At 38.5% G+C, this 25,172-nt stretch carries 23 protein-coding genes; 22 read left to right on the forward strand and 1 reads right to left on the reverse strand.

Annotation, left to right across the window (positions count from 1 at the left end; genetic code table 11):
* Window positions 1-43 precede the first annotated feature (43 nt).
* The 6 genes from VBD025_RS07920 to VBD025_RS07945 all read left to right on the forward strand — a co-directional run bounded on the left by VBD025_RS07920 (window position 44) and on the right by VBD025_RS07945 (window position 7,542).
* Complete coding sequence (locus VBD025_RS07920; RefSeq protein ID WP_430790986.1) at window positions 44-1,099, forward strand: C39 family peptidase; 1,056 nt, start codon at window positions 44-46, stop codon at window positions 1,097-1,099.
* A gap of 327 nt (window positions 1,100-1,426) precedes the next feature.
* On the forward strand, window positions 1,427-2,113 hold the full coding sequence (gene ftsE, locus VBD025_RS07925) for a cell division ATP-binding protein FtsE (protein ID WP_430790988.1): 687 nt from the start codon (window positions 1,427-1,429) through the stop codon (window positions 2,111-2,113).
* Complete coding sequence (gene ftsX / locus VBD025_RS07930) at window positions 2,103-2,996, forward strand: permease-like cell division protein FtsX (RefSeq protein ID WP_430790990.1); 894 nt, start codon at window positions 2,103-2,105, stop codon at window positions 2,994-2,996. Before ftsE ends, ftsX begins: the two co-directional genes overlap by 11 nt.
* Window positions 2,997-3,039: 43 nt before the next feature.
* Entirely contained in the window at window positions 3,040-4,458 is a 1,419-nt protein-coding gene (locus tag VBD025_RS07935; RefSeq protein ID WP_430790992.1) for a murein hydrolase activator EnvC family protein, read from the forward strand.
* Window positions 4,459-4,680: 222 nt separating this feature from the next.
* On the forward strand, window positions 4,681-6,144 hold the full coding sequence (locus VBD025_RS07940; protein ID WP_430790994.1) for a S41 family peptidase: 1,464 nt from the start codon (window positions 4,681-4,683) through the stop codon (window positions 6,142-6,144).
* A 201-nt stretch (window positions 6,145-6,345) separates the two neighbouring features.
* Complete coding sequence (locus tag VBD025_RS07945; RefSeq protein ID WP_430790996.1) at window positions 6,346-7,542, forward strand: PDZ domain-containing protein; 1,197 nt, start codon at window positions 6,346-6,348, stop codon at window positions 7,540-7,542.
* Window positions 7,543-7,591: 49 nt separating this feature from the next.
* Here the strand turns inward: VBD025_RS07945 and VBD025_RS07950 are convergent, their stop codons facing one another.
* Window positions 7,592-8,332 carry a FixH family protein gene (locus VBD025_RS07950; protein ID WP_430790998.1) on the reverse strand — a complete coding sequence of 247 codons (741 nt, stop codon included), beginning with the start codon at window positions 8,330-8,332 and terminating at the stop codon, window positions 7,592-7,594.
* 224 nt (window positions 8,333-8,556) lie between these two features.
* Between VBD025_RS07950 and uvrB the strand changes: the two genes are divergently transcribed.
* The 16 genes from uvrB to VBD025_RS08030 all read left to right on the forward strand — a co-directional run bounded on the left by uvrB (window position 8,557) and on the right by VBD025_RS08030 (window position 25,104).
* Window positions 8,557-10,539 (forward strand): excinuclease ABC subunit UvrB, encoded by a 1,983-nt coding sequence (gene uvrB / locus VBD025_RS07955; protein ID WP_430791000.1) that lies wholly within the window; start codon window positions 8,557-8,559, stop codon window positions 10,537-10,539.
* Window positions 10,540-10,546: 7 nt separating this feature from the next.
* On the forward strand, window positions 10,547-13,423 hold the full coding sequence (uvrA, locus tag VBD025_RS07960) for an excinuclease ABC subunit UvrA (RefSeq protein WP_430791002.1): 2,877 nt from the start codon (window positions 10,547-10,549) through the stop codon (window positions 13,421-13,423).
* Window positions 13,424-13,445: 22 nt separating this feature from the next.
* The gene (locus tag VBD025_RS07965; RefSeq protein ID WP_430791004.1) at window positions 13,446-13,709 is read left to right on the forward strand and encodes a hypothetical protein; all 264 of its coding nucleotides are present in this window, start codon (window positions 13,446-13,448) and stop codon (window positions 13,707-13,709) included.
* A 190-nt stretch (window positions 13,710-13,899) separates the two neighbouring features.
* Window positions 13,900-14,250: a YojF family protein gene (locus tag VBD025_RS07970; protein WP_430791006.1), complete on the forward strand. Its 351-nt coding sequence runs from the start codon at window positions 13,900-13,902 to the stop codon at window positions 14,248-14,250.
* Window positions 14,251-14,283: 33 nt separating this feature from the next.
* A complete protein-coding gene (gene bshB2, locus VBD025_RS07975; RefSeq protein ID WP_430791008.1) occupies window positions 14,284-14,952 on the forward strand; it encodes a bacillithiol biosynthesis deacetylase BshB2 in 669 nt (222 codons plus the stop codon).
* A gap of 27 nt (window positions 14,953-14,979) precedes the next feature.
* On the forward strand, window positions 14,980-15,174 hold the full coding sequence (locus VBD025_RS07980; RefSeq protein ID WP_430791010.1) for a PspC domain-containing protein: 195 nt from the start codon (window positions 14,980-14,982) through the stop codon (window positions 15,172-15,174).
* Entirely contained in the window at window positions 15,174-15,527 is a 354-nt protein-coding gene (locus VBD025_RS07985; protein WP_430791012.1) for a phage holin family protein, read from the forward strand. Before VBD025_RS07980 ends, VBD025_RS07985 begins: the two co-directional genes overlap by 1 nt.
* Before the next feature lie 118 nt (window positions 15,528-15,645).
* Window positions 15,646-16,575, forward strand: coding sequence for an HPr(Ser) kinase/phosphatase (gene hprK / locus VBD025_RS07990; RefSeq protein ID WP_430791014.1), 930 nt, complete (start codon window positions 15,646-15,648; stop codon window positions 16,573-16,575).
* A gap of 18 nt (window positions 16,576-16,593) precedes the next feature.
* A complete protein-coding gene (gene lgt / locus VBD025_RS07995) occupies window positions 16,594-17,436 on the forward strand; it encodes a prolipoprotein diacylglyceryl transferase (RefSeq protein WP_430791016.1) in 843 nt (280 codons plus the stop codon).
* A 26-nt stretch (window positions 17,437-17,462) separates the two neighbouring features.
* Entirely contained in the window at window positions 17,463-18,422 is a 960-nt protein-coding gene (locus VBD025_RS08000; protein ID WP_430791018.1) for a nucleoside recognition domain-containing protein, read from the forward strand.
* Window positions 18,397-19,032: a pyrophosphatase PpaX gene (gene ppaX / locus VBD025_RS08005; RefSeq protein WP_430791020.1), complete on the forward strand. Its 636-nt coding sequence runs from the start codon at window positions 18,397-18,399 to the stop codon at window positions 19,030-19,032. Before VBD025_RS08000 ends, ppaX begins: the two co-directional genes overlap by 26 nt.
* A gap of 3 nt (window positions 19,033-19,035) precedes the next feature.
* On the forward strand, window positions 19,036-19,554 hold the full coding sequence (locus VBD025_RS08010; protein ID WP_430791022.1) for an acyltransferase: 519 nt from the start codon (window positions 19,036-19,038) through the stop codon (window positions 19,552-19,554).
* 127 nt (window positions 19,555-19,681) lie between these two features.
* Window positions 19,682-20,500, forward strand: a complete 819-nt coding sequence (locus VBD025_RS08015) for an MIP/aquaporin family protein (RefSeq protein ID WP_430791024.1) — start codon at window positions 19,682-19,684, stop codon at window positions 20,498-20,500.
* A 42-nt stretch (window positions 20,501-20,542) separates the two neighbouring features.
* On the forward strand, window positions 20,543-22,033 hold the full coding sequence (gene glpK / locus VBD025_RS08020; protein ID WP_430791026.1) for a glycerol kinase GlpK: 1,491 nt from the start codon (window positions 20,543-20,545) through the stop codon (window positions 22,031-22,033).
* A gap of 57 nt (window positions 22,034-22,090) precedes the next feature.
* Complete coding sequence (locus VBD025_RS08025) at window positions 22,091-23,752, forward strand: glycerol-3-phosphate dehydrogenase/oxidase (RefSeq protein WP_430791028.1); 1,662 nt, start codon at window positions 22,091-22,093, stop codon at window positions 23,750-23,752.
* A gap of 344 nt (window positions 23,753-24,096) precedes the next feature.
* Window positions 24,097-25,104, forward strand: a complete 1,008-nt coding sequence (locus VBD025_RS08030) for a tetratricopeptide repeat protein (RefSeq protein ID WP_430791030.1) — start codon at window positions 24,097-24,099, stop codon at window positions 25,102-25,104.
* Window positions 25,105-25,172 lie beyond the last annotated feature (68 nt).

A 25,172-nucleotide genomic window follows, 5' to 3' on the forward strand; every position in this document is an offset into this window, starting at 1 on the left:
GGCTTGGCGATAAACCAAGTTTCTCTAATAGGGGACTATACAAATGAGGATAATAATTAGGAATTCTATATTATTTTTTTTAGTGTTTATGTTAGTAATTTTGGCGAGTACGGAAATCATTCAAAAAGGTGATGTGTATGAAGCCGTAACAAAAACGTTTAAAAAAAACAAACAAGGAAGAATTAAAATTAGTACCGCAGATGGGATTTCTGATATCCCAATGGAAGACAATAAGTTCAACGTTATTAATAAAAGTACAGGTGATGTAGTAGATACAATAGTCACAAACGTAAATGGCAATGGCATTACCGAACTGCTGGATTATAATACAATTTATATTTTAAGACAGACGAAAGTCGAAGAACCTTATTTAACCACTGCTTCAACAATAGAAGTGGAAATCAATCAAAAAATTGAAAAGGTGAGAGTAGACATTAAAATGCCCAATTATATTAAAGAATATCATCGTGACAAAGATAACAATATCGTAATAACAGATGTCAGAATGGATGTAGGTGTGTTAATGCAGGAACCCGAGCTACCCAATGGCTGTGAAATTACTGCATTAACATGTACGCTAAATTATTATGGATATGATGCAACAAAAACGAACTTATCAGATCGTTTTTTACCAAAGAAGCCGTTTGAAAACAGAAATGGAAAGTTGTATGGCGCAGATCCGCATAAACTTTATGGTGGAGATCCCAGAAGCCGTGATCAAGGGTTTTATTCTTATCCTTCTCCAGTTGCAGAAGCAGCAGATCAGTATTTAATTTCTATGGGTAAAGAAACAAAAGCTGAAATAATTAACGGAAGCAGTAAAGAGGAAATAAAAGGCTATCTCAATAGAGGTATTCCAATAATTATGTGGATTACAGTTGATTTGGAGAAACCAAAGTTAGGAAAATCCTGGTACCTGTACGAAACAAATGAAAAATTTGATTCAATACGCAATTCACATACCGTTGTAGTTAGAGGATATAATGAAAATACTTTTTATATAATGGATCCATTAAAAGGCTATGTTTCTTACGACATTGAAAAACTCTGGGCCAGTTATGAAGCTGCGGGGAAATATGCAATGATTATATTAAAATAATAATGCTCCTAATTGTTAAAAGTAGTTTGACAATTAGGAGTATTTAATTTGGTGATATAATCAGTTAGCAAGGTAAAGGTCTGTTTGCATGGTACTGAAGAACGCTATTTTTACAAAAAGTTACAAAAATGAAAGGGATTTGCTATATTTGAAACATAAATGTAATATAAAATCCGACAAATTTTTTGCCGAAAGATGTTATACTATAAAAGAATTACTCAAAATAGATAGTAATAGAGAACAAATAAGGGTGCTGTTGTAAGAAAGTAATAGTTTATTAGATTTCAGCTGCCTTAACTATAATTAAAACTAAAAGGTGATCCTTAAATGATTAAAATGAAAGATATATATAAAACATATGGCAATGGAGTTACTGCTCTAAATGGGTTAAATATTAGTATTGAACAAGGTGAATTTGTTTATATTGTTGGTCCAAGTGGAGCTGGTAAATCGACTTTTGTTAAATTAATGTACCGTGAAGTTAAGCCAACTTCAGGTTCTATTTTTATAAATGACGTAGATATGAGCACAATTAAAGAAAAAAAAGTTCCATATTTGCGAAGAAACATTGGAGTCATTTTCCAGGATTTCAAATTACTTTCAAAACTATCAGTTTATGAGAATATTGCTTATGCTTTAGAAGTGATTGAGGAATCTCCGCGTAATATTAAAAAGAGAGTTATGGAAGTACTGGATCTTGTTGGTTTAAAGAACAAAGCACGGTTTTTACCGGACGAACTATCAGGTGGGGAACAGCAGCGTGTTTCTATCGCACGTGCTATTGTGAATCACCCGAAAATTGTAATTGCTGATGAACCGACCGGTAACTTAGACCCTGACACTTCTTGGGGAATTATGCGGGTTTTTGAAGAAATCAATGCTAGAGGGACTACGATAATTATGGCTACACATAGCAAAGAAATAGTAAACACGATTAAAAAACGAGTAATTGCTGTTGAAGACGGTCTTATTGTTCGTGATGAACATAGAGGTGATTACGGTTATGAAATTTAGGACTTCGAAACGTCATCTTCGTGAAGGTATAAAAAATATCTTTAGAAATGGCTGGATGACAGTAGCTTCAGTTGGAGCAGTGACGACAACATTGATTTTGGTAGGTGCTTTTCTAGCATTAGTATTTAATCTAAATCAAATGGCAACCGAAATAGAAGATGACGTTGAAATAAACGTTTTAATAGATTTAACCGCCGATGAAAACAAAATTAATGAGCTGGGTGAAAAGATTAAAGCAATTAACGGTGTGGAGAGCGCGCAGTTTTCATCCAAAGATGAGCAGTTGGATAAGCTCATTGAAAGTATGGGAGAAGGAGGACAAACCTGGCAGCTTTTTGAACAGGACAATCCGCTTAACCATGTATATGTTGTAAAGGCAGAAAATCCATCGAATACGAGTGATATTGCAGCAAAAGTAAAAAAGTTTAATGCAGTCCAAGAAGTTAACTTTGGAAAAGATGTTGTACAGAAGCTTTTCGAATTTAATAAGTATGCACGTACTATTGGTTTGTTTCTAATAGCTGGACTAGTGTTTACTGCTATATTCCTCATTTCAAACACGATTAAACTTACAATTATGGCTCGAAGCAAAGAAATTGGAATTATGAAGCTTGTAGGAGCTACAAATGGTTTTATCAGATGGCCGTTTTTTATTGAAGGAATGCTTTTAGGTATTCTGGGCTCACTTATTCCAATAGGAGTAATAATTGGTGGATATTATTATCTTGATACTTATGTAAGTGGAAGAATAAGCTTTGACTTTGTGCAGATATTACCGTTCAATCCATTTGCATGGAAGCTTTCACTTATTATTTTAGCAACCGGTGCACTTATCGGTATTTGGGGAAGCGTCATGAGCGTGCGTAAATTCCTGAAAGTGTAGCTTAAACAGTAAATTTAATTTGAAAAAGGGGACTGAATACTTGATGAGTAAACTTATTACTTATTTATTAATTGCAGTATTAGTTGTAACTAGTACATTAGTAAACTGGCAGAGTGTTTCTGCTTCAACAATCGAAGGTGCAAAAGATAAGATAAATGAAATAGAGTCACAAAAAAGTGAAGTTGATAAAAAGCAGCATAAGGTAAACGAAGAAAAAGAAGTAACAGAAGAAAACATTGATGAAAACCTTACGGAACAAGAAAAAGTTACAAATGAAATTAAAAAAATTGACGATAAACTAGCAAACACAAAGTCTTCCATTCAAGCAAAAGAACAGGAAATCAAGAAGACAAATAAAGAAATCGAACAACTTAAAACGGATATTATTGAATTGCACAAAAGTATTAAAAAACGTGAAGAGCTTCTAAAGGATCGTTTACGTACAATTCAAAAAAACGGTGGGGATATGCGTTACATAGAAGTAATTCTAGGTGCCCAGAACTTTGGTGACTTTGTCAGTCGTTCTTCAGCAGTAAATACCATCATGGACCAAGATAAAAATATCATGGAAGTACATATGGCTGAAAAAAGAGAACTGGAAGAAAAGAAGAACGAAGTATTAAATAAAAAAGAAGCACTTGAAAGTCAAAAGCAAGAACTAGTAACACTAAAATCACAATTAGATAAACAAATTGCTAAAAAAGAAGAACTTATGAAACAATTAGAAAAAGAGCATGCAAATCTAGAAGTAAATAAAGAAGAATTAGAAGAAGAATCAGCCGAACTGCATGCTGTGGAAGATAAACTTCAGCAAGAAATGAAGTCAGCAGAAGCTGAGATACAGAGATTACAGAAAATCGCAATGGAAAAAGCCAGAAAAGCAAGAGAAGCCAGAGAAGCAAAAGCAGCAAGAGAACAAGCGGCACGAGAGAAAGCTGCACAAGAACAAGCGGCTAAAGAGCAAGCAGCCCGAGAAGCAGAAGCGAAAAGAAACTCGCAACCAGCTCCTGCTCCACAACCGGCACCACAGCTTGAGCCTGTAGCAAAAGTAAAAGCAGATTTCATCTGGCCAGCTGCCGGAAGTCGCACTTCTAATTATGGAGTGAGATACGATCCATTCACAAACCAGCGCTCCGTTCATGGTGGAATCGATATTGGTGGACCAGTTGGAACAACGATACGTGCGTCTATTTCTGGGTATGCAATGCCAGTAAACATTGATTCATCATATGGTAATCATGTACTTGTAGTTGGAGAAGTAAATGGAAAGTCATACACCACGCTATATGCACACATGTCAGGAACAGCTATTGGCGGCGGTAAGTATGTTGAACAAGGTGAAACAATTGGTTACATGGGTAGTACTGGAAGATCAACGGGATCACATTTACATTTTGAGATTCATATTGGTTCATATAGCGGATTCTCAAGCTCTGTTAACCCAATTAACTATTTAAATTAAGATGCATGTATTTGCAATTGTTTGGCATAAACTATAATATTAAAGGCATCGCACATTACGGTGTGGTGCCTTTTTTGGCAGGTAAGAAAGTATAATCTCTTTCTTACTGCATAAGTGCAACTAAGCTTTCGTCATTAATACTTGGCGATTAGCCGATTTTTCTAACATATAAGTTGATTACGCGAATTTCTAATAGTTTGTATTACGTTTAGGGGTGAAGCAATGAATTTAAAAAAACAACACATTAGTTTAGTGTTGATAGCGGCTTTGATTCTAGGATTTGGTGGAGCGTATGTTGGGGTACAAGTTGCTCAATCTGACCTCTCCCAGCAGACCAAGGAGCTTGTAACAGGTGATTCAAGTGAAAAGGAAACACCAGAAGTAACAGGTGAAACGCCTGAAAATATGGATAAAGTTGTCCAAGCTTATAGCCTGATTAAAGAAAATTATTTGAAAGATGTTAAGGATCAGCAGTTAATTGAAGGTGCGGTCCAAGGTATGCTGGATACGTTAGAAGATCCATATAGTACGTATATGGATGTTGAAACGATGAAAAGCTTCAATGACACAATTGAATCCTCATTCGAAGGTATTGGCGCAGAAGTAAGTATGGTTAATAACACCGTAACTATAATTGCCCCTATAAAAGATTCACCGGCAGAAGAATCAGGATTGCGGCCAAATGATCAAATACTGAGTGTAGATGATAAGAGTGTTCAGGGTCTAGATCTATTTGAAGCTGTAGAGAAGATCAGAGGAAAAAAAGGCACTGAAGTTGTTTTGGAGATTAAACGTCCTGGAGTAAGCGAACCATTTGATGTAACAATAACTCGTGACGATATACCGCTCGAAACGGTTTATTCTGAAATGAAAACAATTGATGGTAAAAAAACTGGTGTTATTGAGATAACAACATTTTCAGAAAACACTGCAGCAGACTTCAAGAAACAATTAACAAAGCTTGAAGAGGATGGAATGGAAGGATTAGTCATTGATGTTCGAGGGAATCCTGGTGGATTATTGAATTCAGTTGAAGCTATTTTAAAAGAGTTCATCCCTAAAGATATGCCTTACGTTCAGATTGAAGATGGTGAGGGGAAGAAAACACCGTACCATTCTGAGTTGGAAGAAAAAAAACCATATCCAATCAGTGTATTAATTAATGAGGGTAGTGCTTCAGCTTCTGAGATACTTGCTGTTGCAATGAAAGAAGCTGGTTATGATGTTGTAGGAACGAAAAGCTACGGTAAAGGAACAGTTCAAAAAGCTATACCTTTTGGAGATGGCAGTACAATAAAATTAACATTTTTCAAATGGCTCTCACCTGAAGGGAATTGGATACATGAAAAAGGTGTCAAGCCGACAGTGAAAGTTGAGCAGCCTGATTATTTTTATACGAATCCGATTCAAATTGAAGAACCTTTAGGTTATGACGAGACCGGCGAAAACATTAAAAATATTCAGCTGATGCTAAAAGGGCTGGGTTATGCGCCTGGTCGAACAGATGGCTATTTTAGTAAAGCAACTGCAGAAGCAGTAGAAAAATTTCAGACTGATTCTGACTTAAAAGTTACCAGTGAAGTTGATGAAAAAACTGCTGGTTTAATTGAAAGTAAATTGGTTGAAAAAATACGCAGTGGCAAAAACGATAAACAACAGGAGAAAGCTTTACAATCACTTTATTAAAAAACTTTGGCTTATCGCCAATTCTTAATGGCGAGCCTTTTTACTTTCTTACCTGATTAACCAAAAAATTCGCGAGTTATGCTCGCGAATTTTCTTGTATCAACGTAAAATAAACTTAAAAGTTGTCCTGCTTTGTGCAGGAAACGAGCTAGTCGACAGCGAATAAATAGAGTAAAGTGATGTTTGTGGAAGGTGATCAGAATGGCAGATGCTTGGAGTTTAGAATTAATAAAAGGAATAGGAAAGTTATTTTTAAATCCACTAACTTACTGGATTGTTATATTATTAGTATTAGCAGGGTTAAGAAGAACGCGCAGGGAACGCATCAATTTTGGCAGTAAAATTAGTGATGTTTTTTCAGAGTGCAAGGGCACATGGCTAACCTCATTAGTTGCTGGACTTCTTATCTCAGGAATTTGTATTGGTGTTGGTCTTGTTTTCACATATGAAACATTAGCATTACTGTGTATTGTAACTATATTATTAAGCATAGCCTTGCGTTTCACGATGCTTTCACCTAGTTATACGATTGGTTTCACCTTATTTATCCTATTATTTATGCCGACCGTTATTGACAATCAATCATACTTTAATGCTGATTTATTCAGTGAAATTAATTTTACTGGGGTTTCACTTCTGATCGGATTATTTTTATTTGTAGAAGCTGGAGTAACACATGGTGTGAGGAAAAATCAATCTTTCCCAGATCTTCAGCTGAGCTCACGAGGTAAATGGTTTGGCTTTCATCATATTAAAAAGTTAAGTGTTATTCCGTTTTTCACACTAGTACCAAGTGGACTGATTACTCCCTTTGCTGCTTACTGGCCATCCGTTTCATTAGATGGCGAATCGTACGGACTTATTTTATTTCCATTTATAGTAGGTTTTGATCATACGGTAAAAAGTGTTATCCCAGAAATTGCTGCTCAAAAATTAGGGAAACAAATCTACCTGTTAGGAACAATTGTTTTGTGTATAGCAATTGGAAGTATTTATATGTGGAGTCTTTCCATTGTTGCGGCAGTTGTTGCTATTATTGGCCGTGAATATATAACGTATCGGCATCGGGGGATGGAACGGAAAAGGCAGTCGCTTTTCAATCGAAACCACCGAGGATTATCCATTATAGCTATAAAACCTCACACCCCTGCTGAAAGATTAGACATCAATATTGGAGAAATAGTTAGTAAAGTTAACGGTCAACCGGTACAGGATGTAGAGGAATTTTATTACTATCTGCAAAAAAGCGGAGCATTTTTTAAACTGGAGGTATTAGATCTTGCTGGTGAAGTACGACTAATCCAGAGTGCTTTGTATCAAAATGATCATCATGAGCTAGGTCTGGTATTTGTTAAAGAACGCTATCATTCCAGTGAAAAAATAAAAAAAGTTAAGTAAAAAGCATCAGCTGAATTTCACTCAGCTGATGCTTTTCCAAATTTACGTCCTATTTAACTTCAATTTTGAATTCTTCATGTGTATGAATATCTTCTTTTTCAACGTGAACAGTAATGTGATATAAGCCTTGCTCCTGCAACGTCATGTCGGTTTGGTAATAACCATCTTTTGATTCGTTTAATGTAACATAGTTATGTTTTTCGCTGCCATCTTTCCATACTTCAAGACGTACAAGTGCATTCTTTAATGGGGCATCATCATGTGTTACTTTTACTGGATAGGTTGAAGCTTTGGCAGAACTAACCTTGTCCGGCATTTGAAAATCGATAGCTGTATTGGAATGATGGTGGCTTTCTTTTTCATTCGTTTGTTCGCTTGTTGATTTGTTTTGATCGGTTTTACCAATCTTTATCTGCGTTTTCGGCATTGTATGCATGTCACGAGCTGTTACATGGGACTGAACAAAATATACGGCATTTTCCTCGAATGTCATTTCAGCAGTGTATACACCTTTACCCTCATGTTTAGCTTTAATCATTTCATTTTTTTCTTTTGCTCCATCTTTCCAGACTTCAAACTCAACTTCATCCGCGTCTTCTACAGCTTTATCAGCTTGAGTTACGGAAACTTCTAATTTAACTGTGTCGCCCTTGTCTGCACTTTCTGGAACGCTCAGATCAACTTCTATTGGTTTAATTTCTTCTCCACCTGTGCTATTTTTAGATTCATCATTGGTACCACACGCACTAAGCACCAAGATTATAATGATAAAAAATAAAGTTTGTTTCATACAAGTATCCATCCTTTAGTTGATTTCTGTTAGGTTTGATTATAGTGGAAAACACAGCTGTAAACAAACAAACCTTTTGTGAACGATTTTAATATGGTAAAAGTGGGTACTACTCTAATAGGCAGGCAAGACAAAATAATCGAATATTTGTTCGTGTTTATGTTAAAATAGAAATACAATTATGGTAAACTATTTATAGATAATCCAGAACGGAGGCAAGGCTAGTGAAAAATCAGTTTGAACTAGTGTCCCAATATAAACCAAGTGGGGACCAGCCAAAGGCAATTGAAGAATTAGTCGATCGAATTAAAGCAGGACAACATCATCAGACATTACTTGGAGCAACAGGTACCGGTAAAACATTTACGGTTTCCAATGTTGTGACAGAGATTAATAGACCAACCCTTGTAATTGCGCATAATAAAACACTGGCTGGCCAATTATATAGTGAGTTTAAGGAATTTTTTCCAAATAATGCAGTAGAGTACTTTGTAAGTTTTTATGACTATTATCAACCAGAAGCGTATGTACCATCCAGTGACACATTTATCGAGAAGGATTCAAGTATTAATGATGAAATTGATAAATTACGACATTCAGCTACGTCATCTTTATTTGAACGAAGAGATGTTTTAGTTGTTGCCAGTGTATCCTGTATCTATGGTTTAGGTTCGCCGGAAGAATACAGCAGCCAGGTGCTCTCGATACGGATGGGCATGGAAAAAGATCGGGATCAGTTATTGCGGGACTTAGTAAATATCCAATATGCAAGAAATGACATTAAGTTCCAGCGTGGAACGTTCCGCGTACGTGGGGACTCTGTTGAGGTCATTCCAGCGTCAAAAGAAGAGCATTGTTACCGAATCGAATTTTTTGGCGATGAGATTGATCGAATTCGTGAGGTGGACGCACTAACAGGAGAAATAATTGGTGACCGGGAACATGTTGCCGTTTATCCAGCATCCCACTTTGTTACCAGAGAAGAAAAACTGAAGCTTGCCATAAAAAATATTGAAACAGAATTGGAAGAACGACTAAAAGTTCTTCGCTCTGAAAATAAATTGCTGGAAGCGCAGCGAATTGAGCAGCGTACAAATTATGATATCGAAATGATGCAGGAAATGGGATATTGTTCAGGAATTGAGAACTATTCAAGACATTTAACGCTTCGTGAGGAAGGCGCCACACCGTATACGCTGTTTGATTACTTTCCAGACGATTTTCTGTGTGTAGTGGATGAATCACATGCCACGCTGCCACAAGTAAGAGGTATGTTTAATGGAGACAGAGCGCGCAAACAAGTATTAGTGGATCATGGATTCAGATTACCGTCGGCGCTTGATAACCGACCTCTTATGTTTGATGAATTTGAAAAGAAAACAAATCAGCTTATTTATGTATCAGCAACTCCGGGACCGTATGAGCTGGAACACACACCTGATATGACCGAACAAATTATTCGACCTACAGGTTTACTGGATCCTAAAATAGAAATCCGTCCAATTGAGGGGCAAATAGATAACCTGATTGGAGAGATTAATAAACGTTCGGAGAAAAATGAGCGGGTTTTAGTTACTACTTTAACGAAAAAAATGTCAGAAGATCTGACAGACTATCTAAAAGAGCTCGGAATAAAAGTAGCATATTTACATTCTGAGATAAAGACCTTGGAAAGAATTGAGGTTATCCGAGATCTGCGAGTTGGAAAATATGATGTCTTAATTGGAATAAACTTGCTGCGTGAAGGACTTGATATTCCAGAGGTTTCATTAGTTGCTATCTTGGACGCTGATAAAGAAGGTTTCTTACGTTCGGAGCGTTCCTTAATTCAAACGATGGGACGTGCAGCACGTAATGAGAACGGTCAAGTAGTGATGTATGCAGATAAAATTACAAATTCCATGCAGGTTGCAATAGACGAAACAACTCGTCGACGCGAAAAGCAACTTGCTTATAATATAGAACATGGTATCACTCCAACTACTATCAAAAAAGAAGTTCGTGATGTCATTCGAGCAACAGTTGCAGCTGAAGATAATGCTGAATATGAAGAGAAGTCGAAGAATCTATCTAAGTTAACTAAGAAAGAAAAAGAGAAAGTAATTAAGAATATGGAAAAAGAAATGAAAGAAGCTGCAAAAGCGCTTGATTTTGAAAAAGCTGCTGAACTGCGAGATATTTTACTTGAACTTAAGGCGGAGGGATAACAGATATATGGCTAGAAAATCAATTGAAATAAAAGGTGCCAGAGCACATAATTTAAAAAATATTGATATAAATATTCCGAAAAATAAGCTGGTTGTTCTAACGGGTTTATCAGGTTCTGGTAAATCGTCGCTTGCATTCGACACAATTTATGCAGAAGGTCAGCGCAGATACGTGGAATCCTTATCAGCATATGCACGTCAATTTTTAGGTCAGATGGATAAGCCGGATGTTGACTCGATCGAAGGACTTTCTCCTGCTATTTCAATCGACCAGAAAACAACTAGTAAGAACCCCCGCTCAACTGTAGGTACGGTTACGGAAATATATGATTATCTGCGTCTGCTGTTCGCTCGGGTAGGCAGACCAACCTGTCCAAAACACGGGATAGAAATAAGTTCGCAGACTACTCAGCAAATCGTAGACCAGATTCTTGAATTTCCGGAACGAACAAAGATGCAAATTCTTGCTCCTGTTATCTCCGGACGAAAGGGAGAACATGTAAAGGTCTTTGAACGTTTGAAACAAGAAGGTTACGTGCGGGTTAGAGTAGATAATGAAATGCGTGAAATCACCGATGACATAAAGCTTGAGAAGAATAAAAAACATTCTATCGAAGTTGTAATCGACCGTATCGTGATAAAAGAGGGCATAGCTACAAGGCTTGGTGATTCAATCGAGACCGCTTTAGGTCTAGGTGAAGGGAATCTTATTGTTGATGTAATTGGTGAGAAAGAGCTTAAGTTCAGTGAAAATCATGCATGTCCTATATGTGGGTTTTCTATCAGCGAGCTTGAGCCTCGACTATTTTCGTTTAATAGCCCATACGGTGCTTGCCAAACGTGTGACGGATTGGGAACTAATCTGGAAGTTGATCTTGATCTGGTTATTCCAGACTGGAGTAAATCGTTAAAGAAACATGCGATTGCCGCATGGGAGCCAATTAGTTCACAGTACTATCCAGAACTCCTGAAGAGTGTCTGTAAACACTATGGCATTAACATGAGTACCCCTGTTAAGGATTTACCTAAAGATCAGCTTGATAAAATCCTTTATGGAAGCGGGAAGGAAAAAATACATTTTCGTTATGTAAATGATTTTGGTGCTGTACGTGATAACACGGTCGAATTTGAAGGCGTATTAAGTAATATTAAGCGCAGATACCGTGATACATCATCTGACTTCATTCGGGAGCAGCTGGAAAAATACATGGCCCAAAAGCATTGTCCAACGTGTAAAGGATATCGCTTAAAAGAAGAAGCACTTGCTGTATTAATTAATAACAAACATATAAGCATGATAACTGACTATTCCATAACAGAAGCGATGGAGTTCTTTTCTAATCTTGATCTTTCAGAAAAGGAACGGAAAATTGCCCGAATGATCTTAAAAGAAATCTGTAATCGCATTGATTTCCTTGATAATGTCGGACTGGACTATTTAACATTATCACGTGCTGCAGGTACACTGTCTGGTGGTGAAGCGCAGCGGATTCGACTTGCTACACAGATAGGTTCGGCGCTTACTGGTGTTCTTTATGTGCTTGATGAACCTTCAATTGGGTTGCACCAACGCGATAATGACAGACTGATTGGAACGCTTAAGCGTATGCGTGATATGGATAACACGCTAATCGTGGTAGAACATGATGAAGACACTATGCTTGCAGCAGATTATCTGATTGATATTGGTCCTGGCGCCGGCGAGCATGGTGGAGAAATTGTGGCAAGTGGAACACCGGAGAAAGTAATGAAGAACAAAGCATCGCTCACCGGTGATTACTTATCTGGAAAGAAGTATATTCCATTGCCAGCCAAACGCCGTAAACCAAAAAAAGCTGCGGTAGAGGTTGTTAATGCAGAGGAAAATAATTTAAAGAATGTCTCCGCTAAGTTTCCAATTGGTCTCATGACAGTGGTAACTGGTGTTTCCGGATCAGGAAAAAGTACGCTGGTAAATGAAATTCTCTATAAAGGATTAGCAAAATCGCTTTATCGCGGAAAACATAAGCCGGGAAAACATAAGAAAATTAATGGTACAAATAATGTCGAAAAAGTTATCGATATTGACCAGGCACCAATCGGAAGAACACCACGATCAAACCCTGCAACGTATACCGGTGTGTTTGACGATATACGTGATGTTTTTGCACAAACAAATGAAGCTAAAGTTCGTGGCTATAAAAAGGGACGCTTCAGTTTTAATGTGAAAGGCGGCCGCTGTGAAGCTTGCCGTGGAGATGGAATCATTAAAATTGAAATGCACTTTTTGCCAGATGTATATGTACCATGTGAAGTATGTCATGGTAAACGATATAACCGGGAAACTCTTGAAATTAAGTACAAAGGAAAAAACATTGCAGAAATCTTGGAATTAACCATCGAAGAAGCAGTAGATTTCTTTGCAAACATTCCTAAAATAAGCCGAAAACTGCAAACGATACACGACGTTGGTTTAGGTTATATTAAATTAGGTCAACCTGCGACAACTTTATCAGGTGGTGAAGCACAGCGTGTCAAGCTGGCAAGCGAGCTGCACAAACGGTCGACCGGTAAATCTTTTTATATTTTAGATGAACCAACGACCGGACTGCATGTCGATGATATTAAACGACTGCTGGCTGTCCTGCAACGATTGGTGGATAATGGTGATACAGTCTTAATTATCGAGCATAATCTGGACGTAATTAAGACCGCCGATCATATCATTGACCTCGGACCTGAGGGTGGCGATCGTGGAGGTCAGATTATTGCTACCGGCAGCCCTGAACATATTGCAGAGCAAGAAGCATCTTACACCGGCCACTATTTAAAACCTATACTTGAACGTGATCGAAAGCGTATGGAAATAGATATGGCTGAGAAAGAAAAAGTAGGATCTAACTAAAAGGTAGTAGCCTCTCTTTATTGTGGAGGCTACTATTTTTTTGTGCAGTGGATTTGGTCTGGTGTATTGGTGGCTCGTATTACTTTGTAAGCGGCTTTTAATTCAATTGGTATGGCTTGTATTTCAGCGAGAGTGGCACGTATTTGGCAGATCGGCACGTATTTTCGCTGATGTGGCTGGTAATCTAGCTGGTCTGGCTTGTATTATCAAGAAAGTGGCTAGTATTTCAGCGAGAGTGGCACGTATTTGGCAGATCGGCTTGTATTCACCGCGATGTGACTGGTAATCCAACTGGTCTGGCTCGTATTTCAGCCGGAGTGGCCCGTAACCGGCACAACAGCGTATCCACCCACACCAAGCAGCAGCATAAACGCACAAACTCAAATTAAATAAACAATGCTGGAACATAATTTTTGACGCGTATGACACAATTGGGTAAGGTGAATAAAGAAGGTAGTATAGGGAGGATTAATTTAATGAAACCTATTGAAATAAATAACGTACAGGACATATTGGAACAATTTTGCAATAGAGAGGTTTATGTTCACCTAGAAACAACAAATGGCGCGTATGCCAGTCATTTTGACGATAAAGCATATAATGTAGGAGCATATATACGTAATGCAAAAGTGAAATTTACGCAAGCGAAAATCGTTGGCAACGGAAAAACTTATCGCACTGGACTAAAAATGGATCTTGGCTGGATATATGCTGAGGGTCTTACAGATTGTGAGCTGGACAAAGATAATCGTTTATTAATGGCCGGCCATGATCGAGAAGGCAGATTAATGGTTTCACTTGAAATCAGTGATACTCCATTTAATTAGTAATGAGAATCAAACAAAGGAATGGTGAATAGAATGGAAAAGCATGTAGTAGTTATATATCCGCATCCAGATGATGAGTCATTTGGTGCATCTGGAACAATTACCACATTTCGTGAACAAGGTGTTCCTGTTACATATTTATGCGGGACATTAGGCGAAATGGGACGAAATATGGGATCACCAACTTTTGCTAACCGGGAAACATTACCTGAAATTCGTAAAGAAGAACTTCATGAGGCGTGTAAGGTTCTGGATGTGGATCTTCGTATGCTGGGCTATCGCGATAAGACTTTGGAATTTGAAGACCGCACGGAAGTGGCAAAGCATTTAAAACGTGTGCTGGAAGAAATTGATCCGAGTTTAGTGATTACACATTATCCAGGTCATGCTGTTCATCCTGATCATGATGCGCTTGGTGCTGCAGCAATTGAAGCGGTTCGTTTAATGGATCCAGATTCGCGTCCAACTGTCTGGGCTCAGGCAATTACGAATACCCACTATGAAGATTTAGGTAAACCAGATGTAAGTAACGATATTACAGCTCATTTCGATAAAAAAATGGAAGCTATTTCTGCACACAAATCTCAAGCAGATGGAATCCTAAGTAAGTTCCGGGAAAATCCGGACCTTGCTCCTGATCTAAAGGAAGAGGCTAAAAAAAGATTAGGTAAAGAACAATTTTATACGTGGAAGTACGATTGATAAGCGGTTTAAGGAGGTCTACACAGTATGAAACGTCTAACCAGATCGAAATCTAATAAGATGATTTCAGGTGTGCTTGGTGGCTTAGCCAATTACTTTGAGATAGATGCAACAATTGTGCGGCTAGCATTCGTTGTTTTAACATTTATGAGTGTATTTACGCTTGTTATTATTTATTTTGCAGCTGCAATGATTATACCGAGTGAACAGGAGATAGATTAATGCTAAAATGGTTTGTATCAATATTTTTGAATGCAGTAACGCTGATTGTAGTTGCCCAGTTATTCCAAAGTTTTTATTTGGATGGCTTCGGCATCGCACTTATAGCCAGTATTATACTGGCAGTTCTAAATATTATTGTGAAACCAATCCTGATTCTATTAACACTGCCGATAACATTTGTGACATTTGGATTGTTTCTGTTTGTAATTAACGCGATAACCCTAATGATTACGCAAGGGTTAATGGGAGAAGCATTCGTAATTAATGGATTTGGATTTGCTATTATTGCATCCATTCTCATTTCTATACTCAATTTAATATTGAACCAGTTAATAAAAGACACCATAAAATAAACAATTCGCAGGCAAAAAACCTGCGTTTTTTTACGGTTAATTTCTTTTAATTCTGCCAGTTGAAAATATATGCTACAATGAAAAACAGTTAGGTTCTGATTATGCGGAGGGACACAAAATGACAATTGTTCGAACAGAAGATCTTTTAGACAATTTTAATTTGACATTAGTTGCAGGGAAAGATGGCGTACATAGGGAAATTACAACAAGCGACATTGCTCGACCAGGTATTCAAATCACAGGCTTTTTTAAGTATTATCCAAAAGAACGTCTGCAGTTAATTGGCAAGACGGAAATGGCTTATTTTTTGGAACTGAGTGAAGAGTTACAGCGGGAGCGATTTGATCGACTTTGCACAGACGTGACACCAGGAATCGTCGTCACACGGGATATGGAGATCCCTAAAGTGATGATTGATGCAGCGAATGCATCTGGTGTGCCGATTTTGCATTCTCCAAGAAAAACAACGCGTGTTATAAGCAGGTTAACCAACTATCTTGAGGCAAAATTTGCCCCGTCAACCGCAATCCACGGTGTATTGGTGGATATATATGGTGTTGGTGTCCTGATTACTGGTCAAAGTGGTGTTGGTAAAAGTGAAACTGCACTTGAACTAGTGAAACGCGGCCATCGTCTGGTAGCAGACGATAGTGTGGAAATTCGTCAGGAAGACTATGATAGTCTCATTGGTAACTCACCACCACTTATTGAGCATTTACTGGAAATTAGGGGTCTTGGCATCATTAATGTCATGACACTCTTTGGTGCAGGATCTGTAAGGAATTACAAGAAAATATCGTTGATTATTCATTTGGAGATTTGGGATAAAGAAAAGCAATACGATCGATTGGGACTTGATGAAGATCATATGAAAATTATGGATGTAAACGTACCAAAAGCTGTAATTCCAGTTCGTCCTGGTCGTAACTTAGCAGTCATTATTGAAGTGGCTTCTATGAATTTCAGGTTAAAACGTATGGGTGTAAATGCTGCTGAAGAATTTTCGGAGCGGTTATCAGGTATGATTGATCAGGGAAATGAGAAATAATAGAGTGGAGTGGTCATTATGACATGCAGTGCACCGGCACTTGACCGGGTATTAATAGAGATAGGTCCGTTAACTATTTACTGGTATGGGTTAATTATTGCACTCGGCGCTTTTCTGGGTTTGTATTTAGCTACAAAGGAATCAGATCGTTTAGGGCTGAAAAAAGATATATTTGTTGATTTAGTTGTTTTTGCAATTCCAATTGCAATACTATCTGCTCGAATTTACTATGTTATTTTTGAGTGGGAAGAATATGCTGGTGGTCCATGGTGGGATATTTTTGCGATTTGGAATGGTGGAATTGCTATCCATGGTGCATTAATCGGTTCGGTATTAACTGCGTTAGTATATGCTCGCATGAAAAAAGTATCATTTTGGCAACTGGTTGACATTGCTGCACCTGGTATTATTCTGGGACAGGCTATTGGCCGCTGGGGTAACTTTATGAACCAGGAAGCACATGGTGGTCCAGTTTCAGAATCTACATATAATAGCTTTCATCAATACTTGCCTGATTTCGTAATGAACCAGATGTGTATTGATGGAACCATGTATCATCCTACTTTTTTATATGAGTCTTTCTGGAACATTCTGGTGTTAATTTTATTACTGGTATTACGCAGATACAATCCATTGCGTGGTGAAGTATTCTTAAGCTATGTTATTTCGTATTCGGTAGGTCGATTCTTTATCGAAGCTATGCGTACAGATAGTCTATATGTTGTAGGTCAACTGCGTGCAGCACAGCTCATTTCAGTAATACTTGTCGTTGGTGCTGTTGCGTTAATTATCTACCGAAGAAAGTCTAAGCAGGTTGACAGACGTTACGATGGGACTAAAATTTCAATGAAGCGAAAATAATACGTTCAGCAGGAAGAGGGATAGTTGTGTCTGGTATTTTTCAACGTGGATTGAAACAGGGATTAAGCGTAACGTGGACACTAGGAAAAGTCATTTTTCCTATAACATTATTTATAACTATTTTGCAATATACACCGGTCTTACCTTGGATTATTGAAAAAATCAGCCCTGTGGTTGGCTTGTTCGGATTGTCAGGTGAAGCAGCCGTCCCACTAGTGCTTGGAAATGCATTGAATCTATACGCTGGAATCGCGGCGATCGTTTCGTTCGATTTCTCTGTAAAAGAAGTCTTTACGATGGCAATGATGCTTTCGTTTTCGCACAATCTGTTCATTGAATCGACTGTAGCCTCCAGGGTTGGTGTAAGCGCCTGGTTCATTGGTGGAATCAGAGTTACGCTTGCGATAATAGCCGGTGCAGCCATTCATCTACTTTGGGATGGCGGTGCTGAGCAGGCTCAATATGGTTTTATTTCCTCGTCTCAACAGGATCTGAATGGATGGAGTGAAATAGTGTGGTATGGTCTGCAAACTTCACTGCTTGCGGTAGTTCAGCTGGCACTTATTGTCATACCACTGATGGTAATCATGCAATATTTACGTGAAAAAGGGTGGCTGACTAAATTTTCAAATGGATTAGCTCCTTTCACTAAATTATTAGGTATGGAAAAAAATACATCAATGACATTAGTTGCCGGGCTAACAATTGGTTTGGCGTATGGTGCTGGACTTATGATTCAGGCTGTTAAAGAAGATGGCGTGTCGAAGCGGGATATGTATTTGGCACTGATATTCCTCGTGTCGTGTCACGCAGTTGTGGAGGATACACTGATCTTCATTCCACTGGGTATTCCTGTCTGGCCATTGCTTGTCATTCGGTTATTAACAGCCATATTATTAACCATTATTGTTTCACTGTTGTGGAAACGAACAGAACATGTAAAAAGAAAGGAATCGTCAAATGAAAATTCATACAATACTTTTTGATCTTGATGGTACATTAATCGATACAAATGAATTAATAATTGCTTCTTTTTTTCATACTTTTGAGCATTACAATTTACCAATTACCCGGGAAGAAATCCTTCCGTTTATTGGTCCTTCATTAAAGGATACGTTTGATAAGGTTAGTCCTGATAATTCAGCGGAAATGGTCCAGACGTATCGCAAACATAATCTGCATCACCATGATAGTTATGTTGAAGCATATCCTTACGTAATTGAAACGTTAAAGCGTTTAAGGGAAGAGAATATTAAGATAGGGATTGTTACAACTAAAATGCGTACTGGTGTAAACATGGGGTTAAAGCTGGTAGGACTGGAAGAACTGGTTGATACCGTGGTTACGCTGGATGATGTCACACATGCTAAACCTCATCCAGAACCGATCTATATGGCAATGAAGGAACTTGGAGCGGATCCTTCGACCACGTTAATGGTAGGCGATAATTATCACGATATTGAAGCAGGGCAAAATGCAGGTGTGCAGACGGCTGGTGTTGCCTGGAGTATTAAAGGAAGAGAGACATTGGCGAAGCTGAACCCAACGTATATGCTTGAAGACATGCGTGATTTGTATTCAATTGTAGGAGTGTGACCAATGCGGGATACGAAGCGATACAGAGTGGAAAAAGATAACTCATTATGGCAAATTTACGAGACTGTTTCTTTTTGGAAGGTAATGAAGAATTTCATTGTCATTCAATTAGCACGGTATTCTCCGTTTTTGTCTATGAAAATTTGGCTGTATCGTAATCTTTTGCACATGAGGGTTGGTAAAAAAACAGCATTTGCTCTGATGGTTATGCCTGATGTTATGTTTCCTGAAAAAATTTCGGTAGGAACGAATTCGATTATAGGCTATAATACAACGATACTGGCCCATGAATATTTAATTAGTGAATATCGTATTGGAGAAGTCAGCATTGGGAACAACGTTATGGTTGGAGCAAATAGCACTATTTTACCGGGCGTAACGATTGGAAATAACGCTATAATTTCAGCTGGAACGCTGGTACATAAAGATGTTCCGGAAGGCTGTTTTGTTGGTGGAAATCCAATGAAAATCATTTATACAAAAGAAGTAATGGAACAAAGATCGATGGATGATATATTTTAACTATGCAAGAGGTACCAGGCACATTCTCCAGTTAACTGGAAAATGTGCCTGGTACCTCGCTTTTTTAGTTTACGTATAGTTGAGAAGTGGTATTTATATATAGAACGTAATAAAGGGGTGGGTTAATATGTCGGTATTTTTAGGGGAGCTTCTTGGTACTATGATTCTGGTAATTTTTGGCGGGGGCGTAGTAGCGGGAGTTTCCTTAAATAAATCTTTGGCACAAGGTACTGGGTGGGTCCTCGTAACGATAGCATGGGGTCTTGGCGTAACGATGGCAATGTATGCTGTCGGCAGCATAACTGGTGCTCATATTAATCCAGCCGTGACTTTAGGATTGGCAGCAGTCGGCGATTTCCCTTGGTCAAAGGTACCATTATACATAGCTGCGCAAATTAGCGGGGGTATTGTCGGTGCCGTTATCATCTTTTTTCAATACTTGCCACATTGGAGGGCTACCGAAGATCCTGCTGTAAAACTAGGAGTTTTCTCTACTGGTCCGGCTATTTTCAGCCCGCTATCAAATTTAGTCAGTGAAATAATTGGTACATTTGTATTAGTTATGGGAATTCTTTTTATTGGTGCTAATGAATTTACGGACGGGCTGAACCCCTTGATTATTGGGTTATTAATAGTTGGAATTGGTATGTCTTTAGGTGGAACAACTGGCTATGCCATAAACCCAGCACGTGATTTAGGTCCAAGAATCGCACATTGGTTCCTGCCGATTCCAGGTAAAGGGAGCTCGAACTGGAAATATGCCTGGGTACCAATAGTTGGACCTACCCTCGGTGGAATTTATGGTGGACTGTTTTATCAAGGTTTATTTATAGGAAATAGAACGCTTTATTTTTGGCTGATGACTATACTGATACTTATTATTTTAGGGACTGCCTTATCGATTGAATTAAAAAAGGCTAAACACTATGCAGGGAATGGACACTAGAATCAAGAACATATAGTAAAAAGAAATAAAGGAGGATATAAAGTGGAAAAATATATTTTGTCATTAGATCAAGGTACAACCAGTTCTCGAGCAATCCTATTTAATCATAACGGTGAAATTGTCGAAACCGGACAAAAAGAATTTGAACAATTCTTTCCCAAACCGGGATGGGTTGAGCATAATGCGAATGAAATATGGACGTCTATGCTGGCTTGTATTTCAGATGTTCTTCGAAAGTCAGATGTTAATCCGGATCAAATTGAAGGAATTGGAATCACTAATCAGCGTGAAACAACGATTGTCTGGGATAAAAATACAGGGAAGCCAGTTTACAATGCTATTGTGTGGCAATCCAGACAAACTGCAGATATATGCAATCAGTTAAGAGAAGACGGTCACAATGATACATTCCGTGACAAAACAGGACTTTTACTTGACCCTTATTTCGCTGGCACAAAGGTGAAATGGATTCTGGATAACGTGGATGGCGTTCAGGAAAAGGCAGACAACGGTGACTTGTTATTTGGAACGGTAGATACATGGCTTGTATATAATTTAACAGGTGGAAAAACACATATAACGGATTATTCAAATGCTTCCAGAACGTTAATGTATAATATTTATGATTTGAAATGGGACGATGAACTATTAGACATTCTGGGTGTGCCAAAATCAATGCTGCCTGAGGTAAAACAATCATCAGAAGTTTATGGTAAGACTGTTGATTATCACTTCTTTGGACACGAGGTGCCAATAGCGGGAATTGCTGGTGATCAGCAGGCAGCATTGTTCGGCCAGGCATGTTTCGAAAAAGGTATGGCTAAAAACACATATGGCACAGGCTGTTTTATGCTGATGAACACTGGCCAGGAAGGTGTTAAATCTGATAACGGGTTACTTACTACACTTGCCTGGGGAGTCGATGGAAAAGTTGAATATGCGTTAGAAGGCAGCATTTTTGTAGCTGGATCTGCTATCACATGGCTGAAGGATGGGTTGAAGTTAATTAATAACTCAAATGAGACTGGATCCTTGGCGGAAGCTGTTGAATCTACCGATGGTGTCTATGTTGTACCGGCGTTCGTCGGTCTAGGTACTCCATACTGGGACAGTGATGTTCGTGGAGCGGTATTCGGTCTCACAAGAGGTACAAAAAAGGAACATTTTGTACGTGCAACACTCGAATCACTTGCATATCAAACACGCGATGTCTTAGACGCAATGACATCTGATTCAGGAATCGATTTAAAAACATTACGAGTCGATGGTGGTGCGGTTAAAAACAACTTCCTTATGCAATTTCAGAGCGATATGATTGGTAAGCCGGTTGAAAGGTCAACAATAAATGAAACTACTGCACTCGGCGCAGCATATTTAGCTGGTCTTGCGGTTGGATTCTGGGAAAGCAAAGAAGAAATAGCTAAGCAATGGAAACTCGATAAAACATTTGAAAGTAACATAGATGAAGAACATAAAACAGAGTTGTATGATGGATGGAAAAAAGCAGTGAAGGCTGCTCAGGCATTTAAATAGAACTGTTTTAAAGGTACTGGTACAGATGATTATTACTTTACTGGGAGTTGTGAGAAAATGACTATTTTTTCAAGTCATAGACGAAAAGAAATCTATCAGAATTTAACTGAAAAACAACTGGATATCCTCGTGATAGGTGGAGGTATTACTGGTGCAGGTATATCGCTTGATGCAGCTTCGCGTGGACTCAGAACGGGAACGATTGAGATGAACGACTTTGCTGCTGGTACATCCAGCCGTTCAACAAAACTTGTTCATGGAGGACTGCGTTATCTTAAACAGTTTGAGGTGAAAATGGTTGCAGAAGTTGGAAAAGAACGTGCCATTGTATACGAAAATGGTCCACATGTGACAACACCAGAGTGGATGATGCTTCCGTTTCATAAAGGTGGCAATTTTGGCCCGCTGACAACCAATATAGGTCTGCGCGTATATGATTATCTTGCAGGAGTAAAAGTCGATGAGCATCGTAAAATGTTCAGTCCCGAAGTAGCGCTAGAGCGTGAGCCTTTAATAAAAAAAGAAGGACTCAAGGGAGCCGGGTACTATGTAGAATATAAAACGGATGATGCCCGGTTAACCATTGAAGTGATGAAAAAAGCGGTGCAATGTGGCGCGCATGTCATTAATTATGCGAAAGCAGTGGAATTTTTATATAATGACAGAAAAAAGATCATTGGTGCAGTAGTCGAAGATCAATTAACTGGAGAAAAGATGAAGGTGTTCGCCAAAAAAGTAATAAACGCTGGAGGTCCGTGGGTTGATGATCTTCGTGAAATCGATGGTTCCAAAAAAGGTAAGACGCTTCACTTAACGAAAGGAGTGCATCTTGTATTTTCTCAGAAACAGTTTCCCCTGCAGCAGGCGATTTACTTTGATGCGCCGGACGGACGAATGATTTTTGCAATTCCACGCAATAACAAAACGTATGTGGGGACGACTGATACGACTTTTGAAGGAAATATCGAACACCCTACGATGACAGAAGAAGACCGGGATTATCTGCTGAATGCGATCAATTACATGTTTCCAACTACCAGTATGAAGGTTGAAGACGTCGAATCCAGTTGGGCAGGAATAAGACCGCTGATAGCTGAAGAAGGAAAAGATCCGAACGAAATTTCTCGGAAGGACGAAGTATTCATCTCAGATTCAGGGCTCTTGTCCATGGCTGGTGGAAAGCTGACAGGATACCGGAAAATGGCAGAGCACGTGGTGGATAAGGTTGTAGATCAACTGAAAGCAGAAGAAAATATACTCTATTCCAAATCGGAAACCGAGCATTTGCCAATTTCTGGCGGTGAAGTAGGAGGAGCAGATAAATTTAAAGAATTTAAAAAGCTGAAAGTTGCTGAAGCCGTTGGTGTCGGATTTAGTGAAGAAGCGGCAGAGCTACTCGTACAGCGGTATGGATCAAATACGGATGTTTTACTTTCATATTTTGAGTCGAAAAAAGAGGTGGCGAAGAAAGCCAACATCGATCCCTTCGTTTTCGCAGAATTGATCTATGGTATGGAGCAGGAGTTAGTATGTAAACCTGTTGATTTCTTTATTCGCAGAACGGGAGCGTTATATTTTGAAATCGGCTGGGTGCATGATCATAAAGATGCTGTTACGGATTACATGGCCGATTCGTTTAAATGGTCTGACGAACAGAAACGGGCATATACAGCCGAGTTGGATAAACTGCTGCATGAGGCGGTCATTCCAGAACAGTAAAAAATGCATTATTCAAGTTTAGCTTGAATAATGCATTTTTTTCATAAGTAAGGAAAGTATAAAAAATTTGGCTTTGGAAAGCTTGCATACAGTACCAGCCACGTCCAGCTCCAGCGCCCAGAGACTAGCGAGACTTCCCTCGCCTTCGTACGATAAGTCAACATCAGCTTCCTTCGGTCGCCGTGTTTCCTTTATCTCCTACGGCTCAGTCCAGTCCGTACGTCTCTAACCGGGGCGATTGCGCTTTTGTTCTGGGAAGGTTTTCTAATGTGGTCACCTATAATTCTACATTCATCTATGGTATACTAGTTCGGCGATAGCTGACGAAACAGAGGGGGATCACCATGCATCATGTAAAACAAAAACAACAAGATAACACAAAACAGAATAATGTAGTCCGATTTATTCCAGATGGTGAATTTTATTTTGCGAAAGGCTTAGAAGCTTTCCAAAAACGAAAATTCGAAGTCTCTGTTAAATGGATGAAAAAGGCTGTTGAATTTACCCCAAACGATCCTCTTTACCAATGTCAATTATCGATTGTTTATACAGAAATTGGTGCATATCACGCTGCAAATCAATTATTGACAAAAGTTCTGCAGGCAAAAGGTGATAATTATGCAGATTGCTATTATTTGTTAGCTAATAACTATGCTCACTTGGGATTATTAAATGATGCAAAAAAATATGCTGAAACTTATTTGGAAAATGAACCGGAAGGCGACTTCCAGGAAGAAGCTGAAACGCTACTCGAAATGCTTGATATAGATGAGACAGATGAAGATGACTTGGACATGGAAGAAGAAGATGAACTTCTTATCTACCAGGAAACCGTTTTTAATCATATGGAAAATATGGAATGGGAAAAAGCGTTACCGATATTAGAGGAAATGAGCGCTCTCTTTCCAGAACACAAAATTATTAAGCACGATTATGCACAATCATTATTTTTTAGCGGATTTGAAGAAGATGCAATAAACATGGAACTTGAAACGTTAAAAGATGATTCAAATGATTTGGTCTCCCATACGAATTTGGCAATTTTTTATTACGAAACGAATAAATCAGAATATAAGATTCACATTCAAACTTTGCTTAATGTGTACTCCATTCACGAACAACAAAAATTAAAAATAGCTACTACGCTTGCAAAAACAGGTCTTAATCAGGAAGCGTATAAACGATTTAAGCTGCTGTCTAAGGGCAAGCTAACTGGACATCCATCGTATTATCGCTGGTTCAGCAAAGTTGCATACTATATGAATGAACAGGAAAAAGCGCGTGCACTTTGGGAAGAAGGATGTAAAAGACATCCTTCTTTAAGAGAAGAAGTCCACCCTGCAGGCGAGTGAGCAGAATAATAGACGTAATTCTATGCATCTTATACTATATAAATGGTTAAATTGATAAAAAGTAAAGG

Origin of the sequence: Virgibacillus flavescens (assembly GCF_050574275.1) — a bacterium.
Lineage (GTDB): Bacteria > Bacillota > Bacilli > Bacillales > Amphibacillaceae > Virgibacillus_F > Virgibacillus_F flavescens.

What these genes read in the sequence shown, in the direction of transcription:
- VBD025_RS07920 (WP_430790986.1), top strand. Translation starts at nt 44, where the DNA reads ATGAGGATAATAATTAGGAATTCTATATTATTTTTTTTAGTGTTTATG.
- ftsE (WP_430790988.1), top strand. Translation starts at nt 1,427, where the DNA reads ATGATTAAAATGAAAGATATATATAAAACATATGGCAATGGAGTTACT.
- ftsX (WP_430790990.1), top strand. Translation starts at nt 2,103, where the DNA reads ATGAAATTTAGGACTTCGAAACGTCATCTTCGTGAAGGTATAAAAAAT.
- VBD025_RS07935 (WP_430790992.1), top strand. Translation starts at nt 3,040, where the DNA reads ATGAGTAAACTTATTACTTATTTATTAATTGCAGTATTAGTTGTAACT.
- VBD025_RS07940 (WP_430790994.1), top strand. Translation starts at nt 4,681, where the DNA reads ATGAATTTAAAAAAACAACACATTAGTTTAGTGTTGATAGCGGCTTTG.
- VBD025_RS07945 (WP_430790996.1), top strand. Translation starts at nt 6,346, where the DNA reads ATGGCAGATGCTTGGAGTTTAGAATTAATAAAAGGAATAGGAAAGTTA.
- VBD025_RS07950 (WP_430790998.1), bottom strand. Translation starts at nt 8,332, where the DNA reads ATGAAACAAACTTTATTTTTTATCATTATAATCTTGGTGCTTAGTGCG.
- uvrA (WP_430791002.1), top strand. Translation starts at nt 10,547, where the DNA reads ATGGCTAGAAAATCAATTGAAATAAAAGGTGCCAGAGCACATAATTTA.
- VBD025_RS07970 (WP_430791006.1), top strand. Translation starts at nt 13,900, where the DNA reads ATGAAACCTATTGAAATAAATAACGTACAGGACATATTGGAACAATTT.
- bshB2 (WP_430791008.1), top strand. Translation starts at nt 14,284, where the DNA reads ATGGAAAAGCATGTAGTAGTTATATATCCGCATCCAGATGATGAGTCA.
- VBD025_RS07980 (WP_430791010.1), top strand. Translation starts at nt 14,980, where the DNA reads ATGAAACGTCTAACCAGATCGAAATCTAATAAGATGATTTCAGGTGTG.
- VBD025_RS07985 (WP_430791012.1), top strand. Translation starts at nt 15,174, where the DNA reads ATGCTAAAATGGTTTGTATCAATATTTTTGAATGCAGTAACGCTGATT.
- hprK (WP_430791014.1), top strand. Translation starts at nt 15,646, where the DNA reads ATGACAATTGTTCGAACAGAAGATCTTTTAGACAATTTTAATTTGACA.
- lgt (WP_430791016.1), top strand. Translation starts at nt 16,594, where the DNA reads ATGACATGCAGTGCACCGGCACTTGACCGGGTATTAATAGAGATAGGT.
- ppaX (WP_430791020.1), top strand. Translation starts at nt 18,397, where the DNA reads ATGAAAATTCATACAATACTTTTTGATCTTGATGGTACATTAATCGAT.
- VBD025_RS08010 (WP_430791022.1), top strand. Translation starts at nt 19,036, where the DNA reads ATGCGGGATACGAAGCGATACAGAGTGGAAAAAGATAACTCATTATGG.
- VBD025_RS08015 (WP_430791024.1), top strand. Translation starts at nt 19,682, where the DNA reads ATGTCGGTATTTTTAGGGGAGCTTCTTGGTACTATGATTCTGGTAATT.
- VBD025_RS08025 (WP_430791028.1), top strand. Translation starts at nt 22,091, where the DNA reads ATGACTATTTTTTCAAGTCATAGACGAAAAGAAATCTATCAGAATTTA.
- VBD025_RS08030 (WP_430791030.1), top strand. Translation starts at nt 24,097, where the DNA reads ATGCATCATGTAAAACAAAAACAACAAGATAACACAAAACAGAATAAT.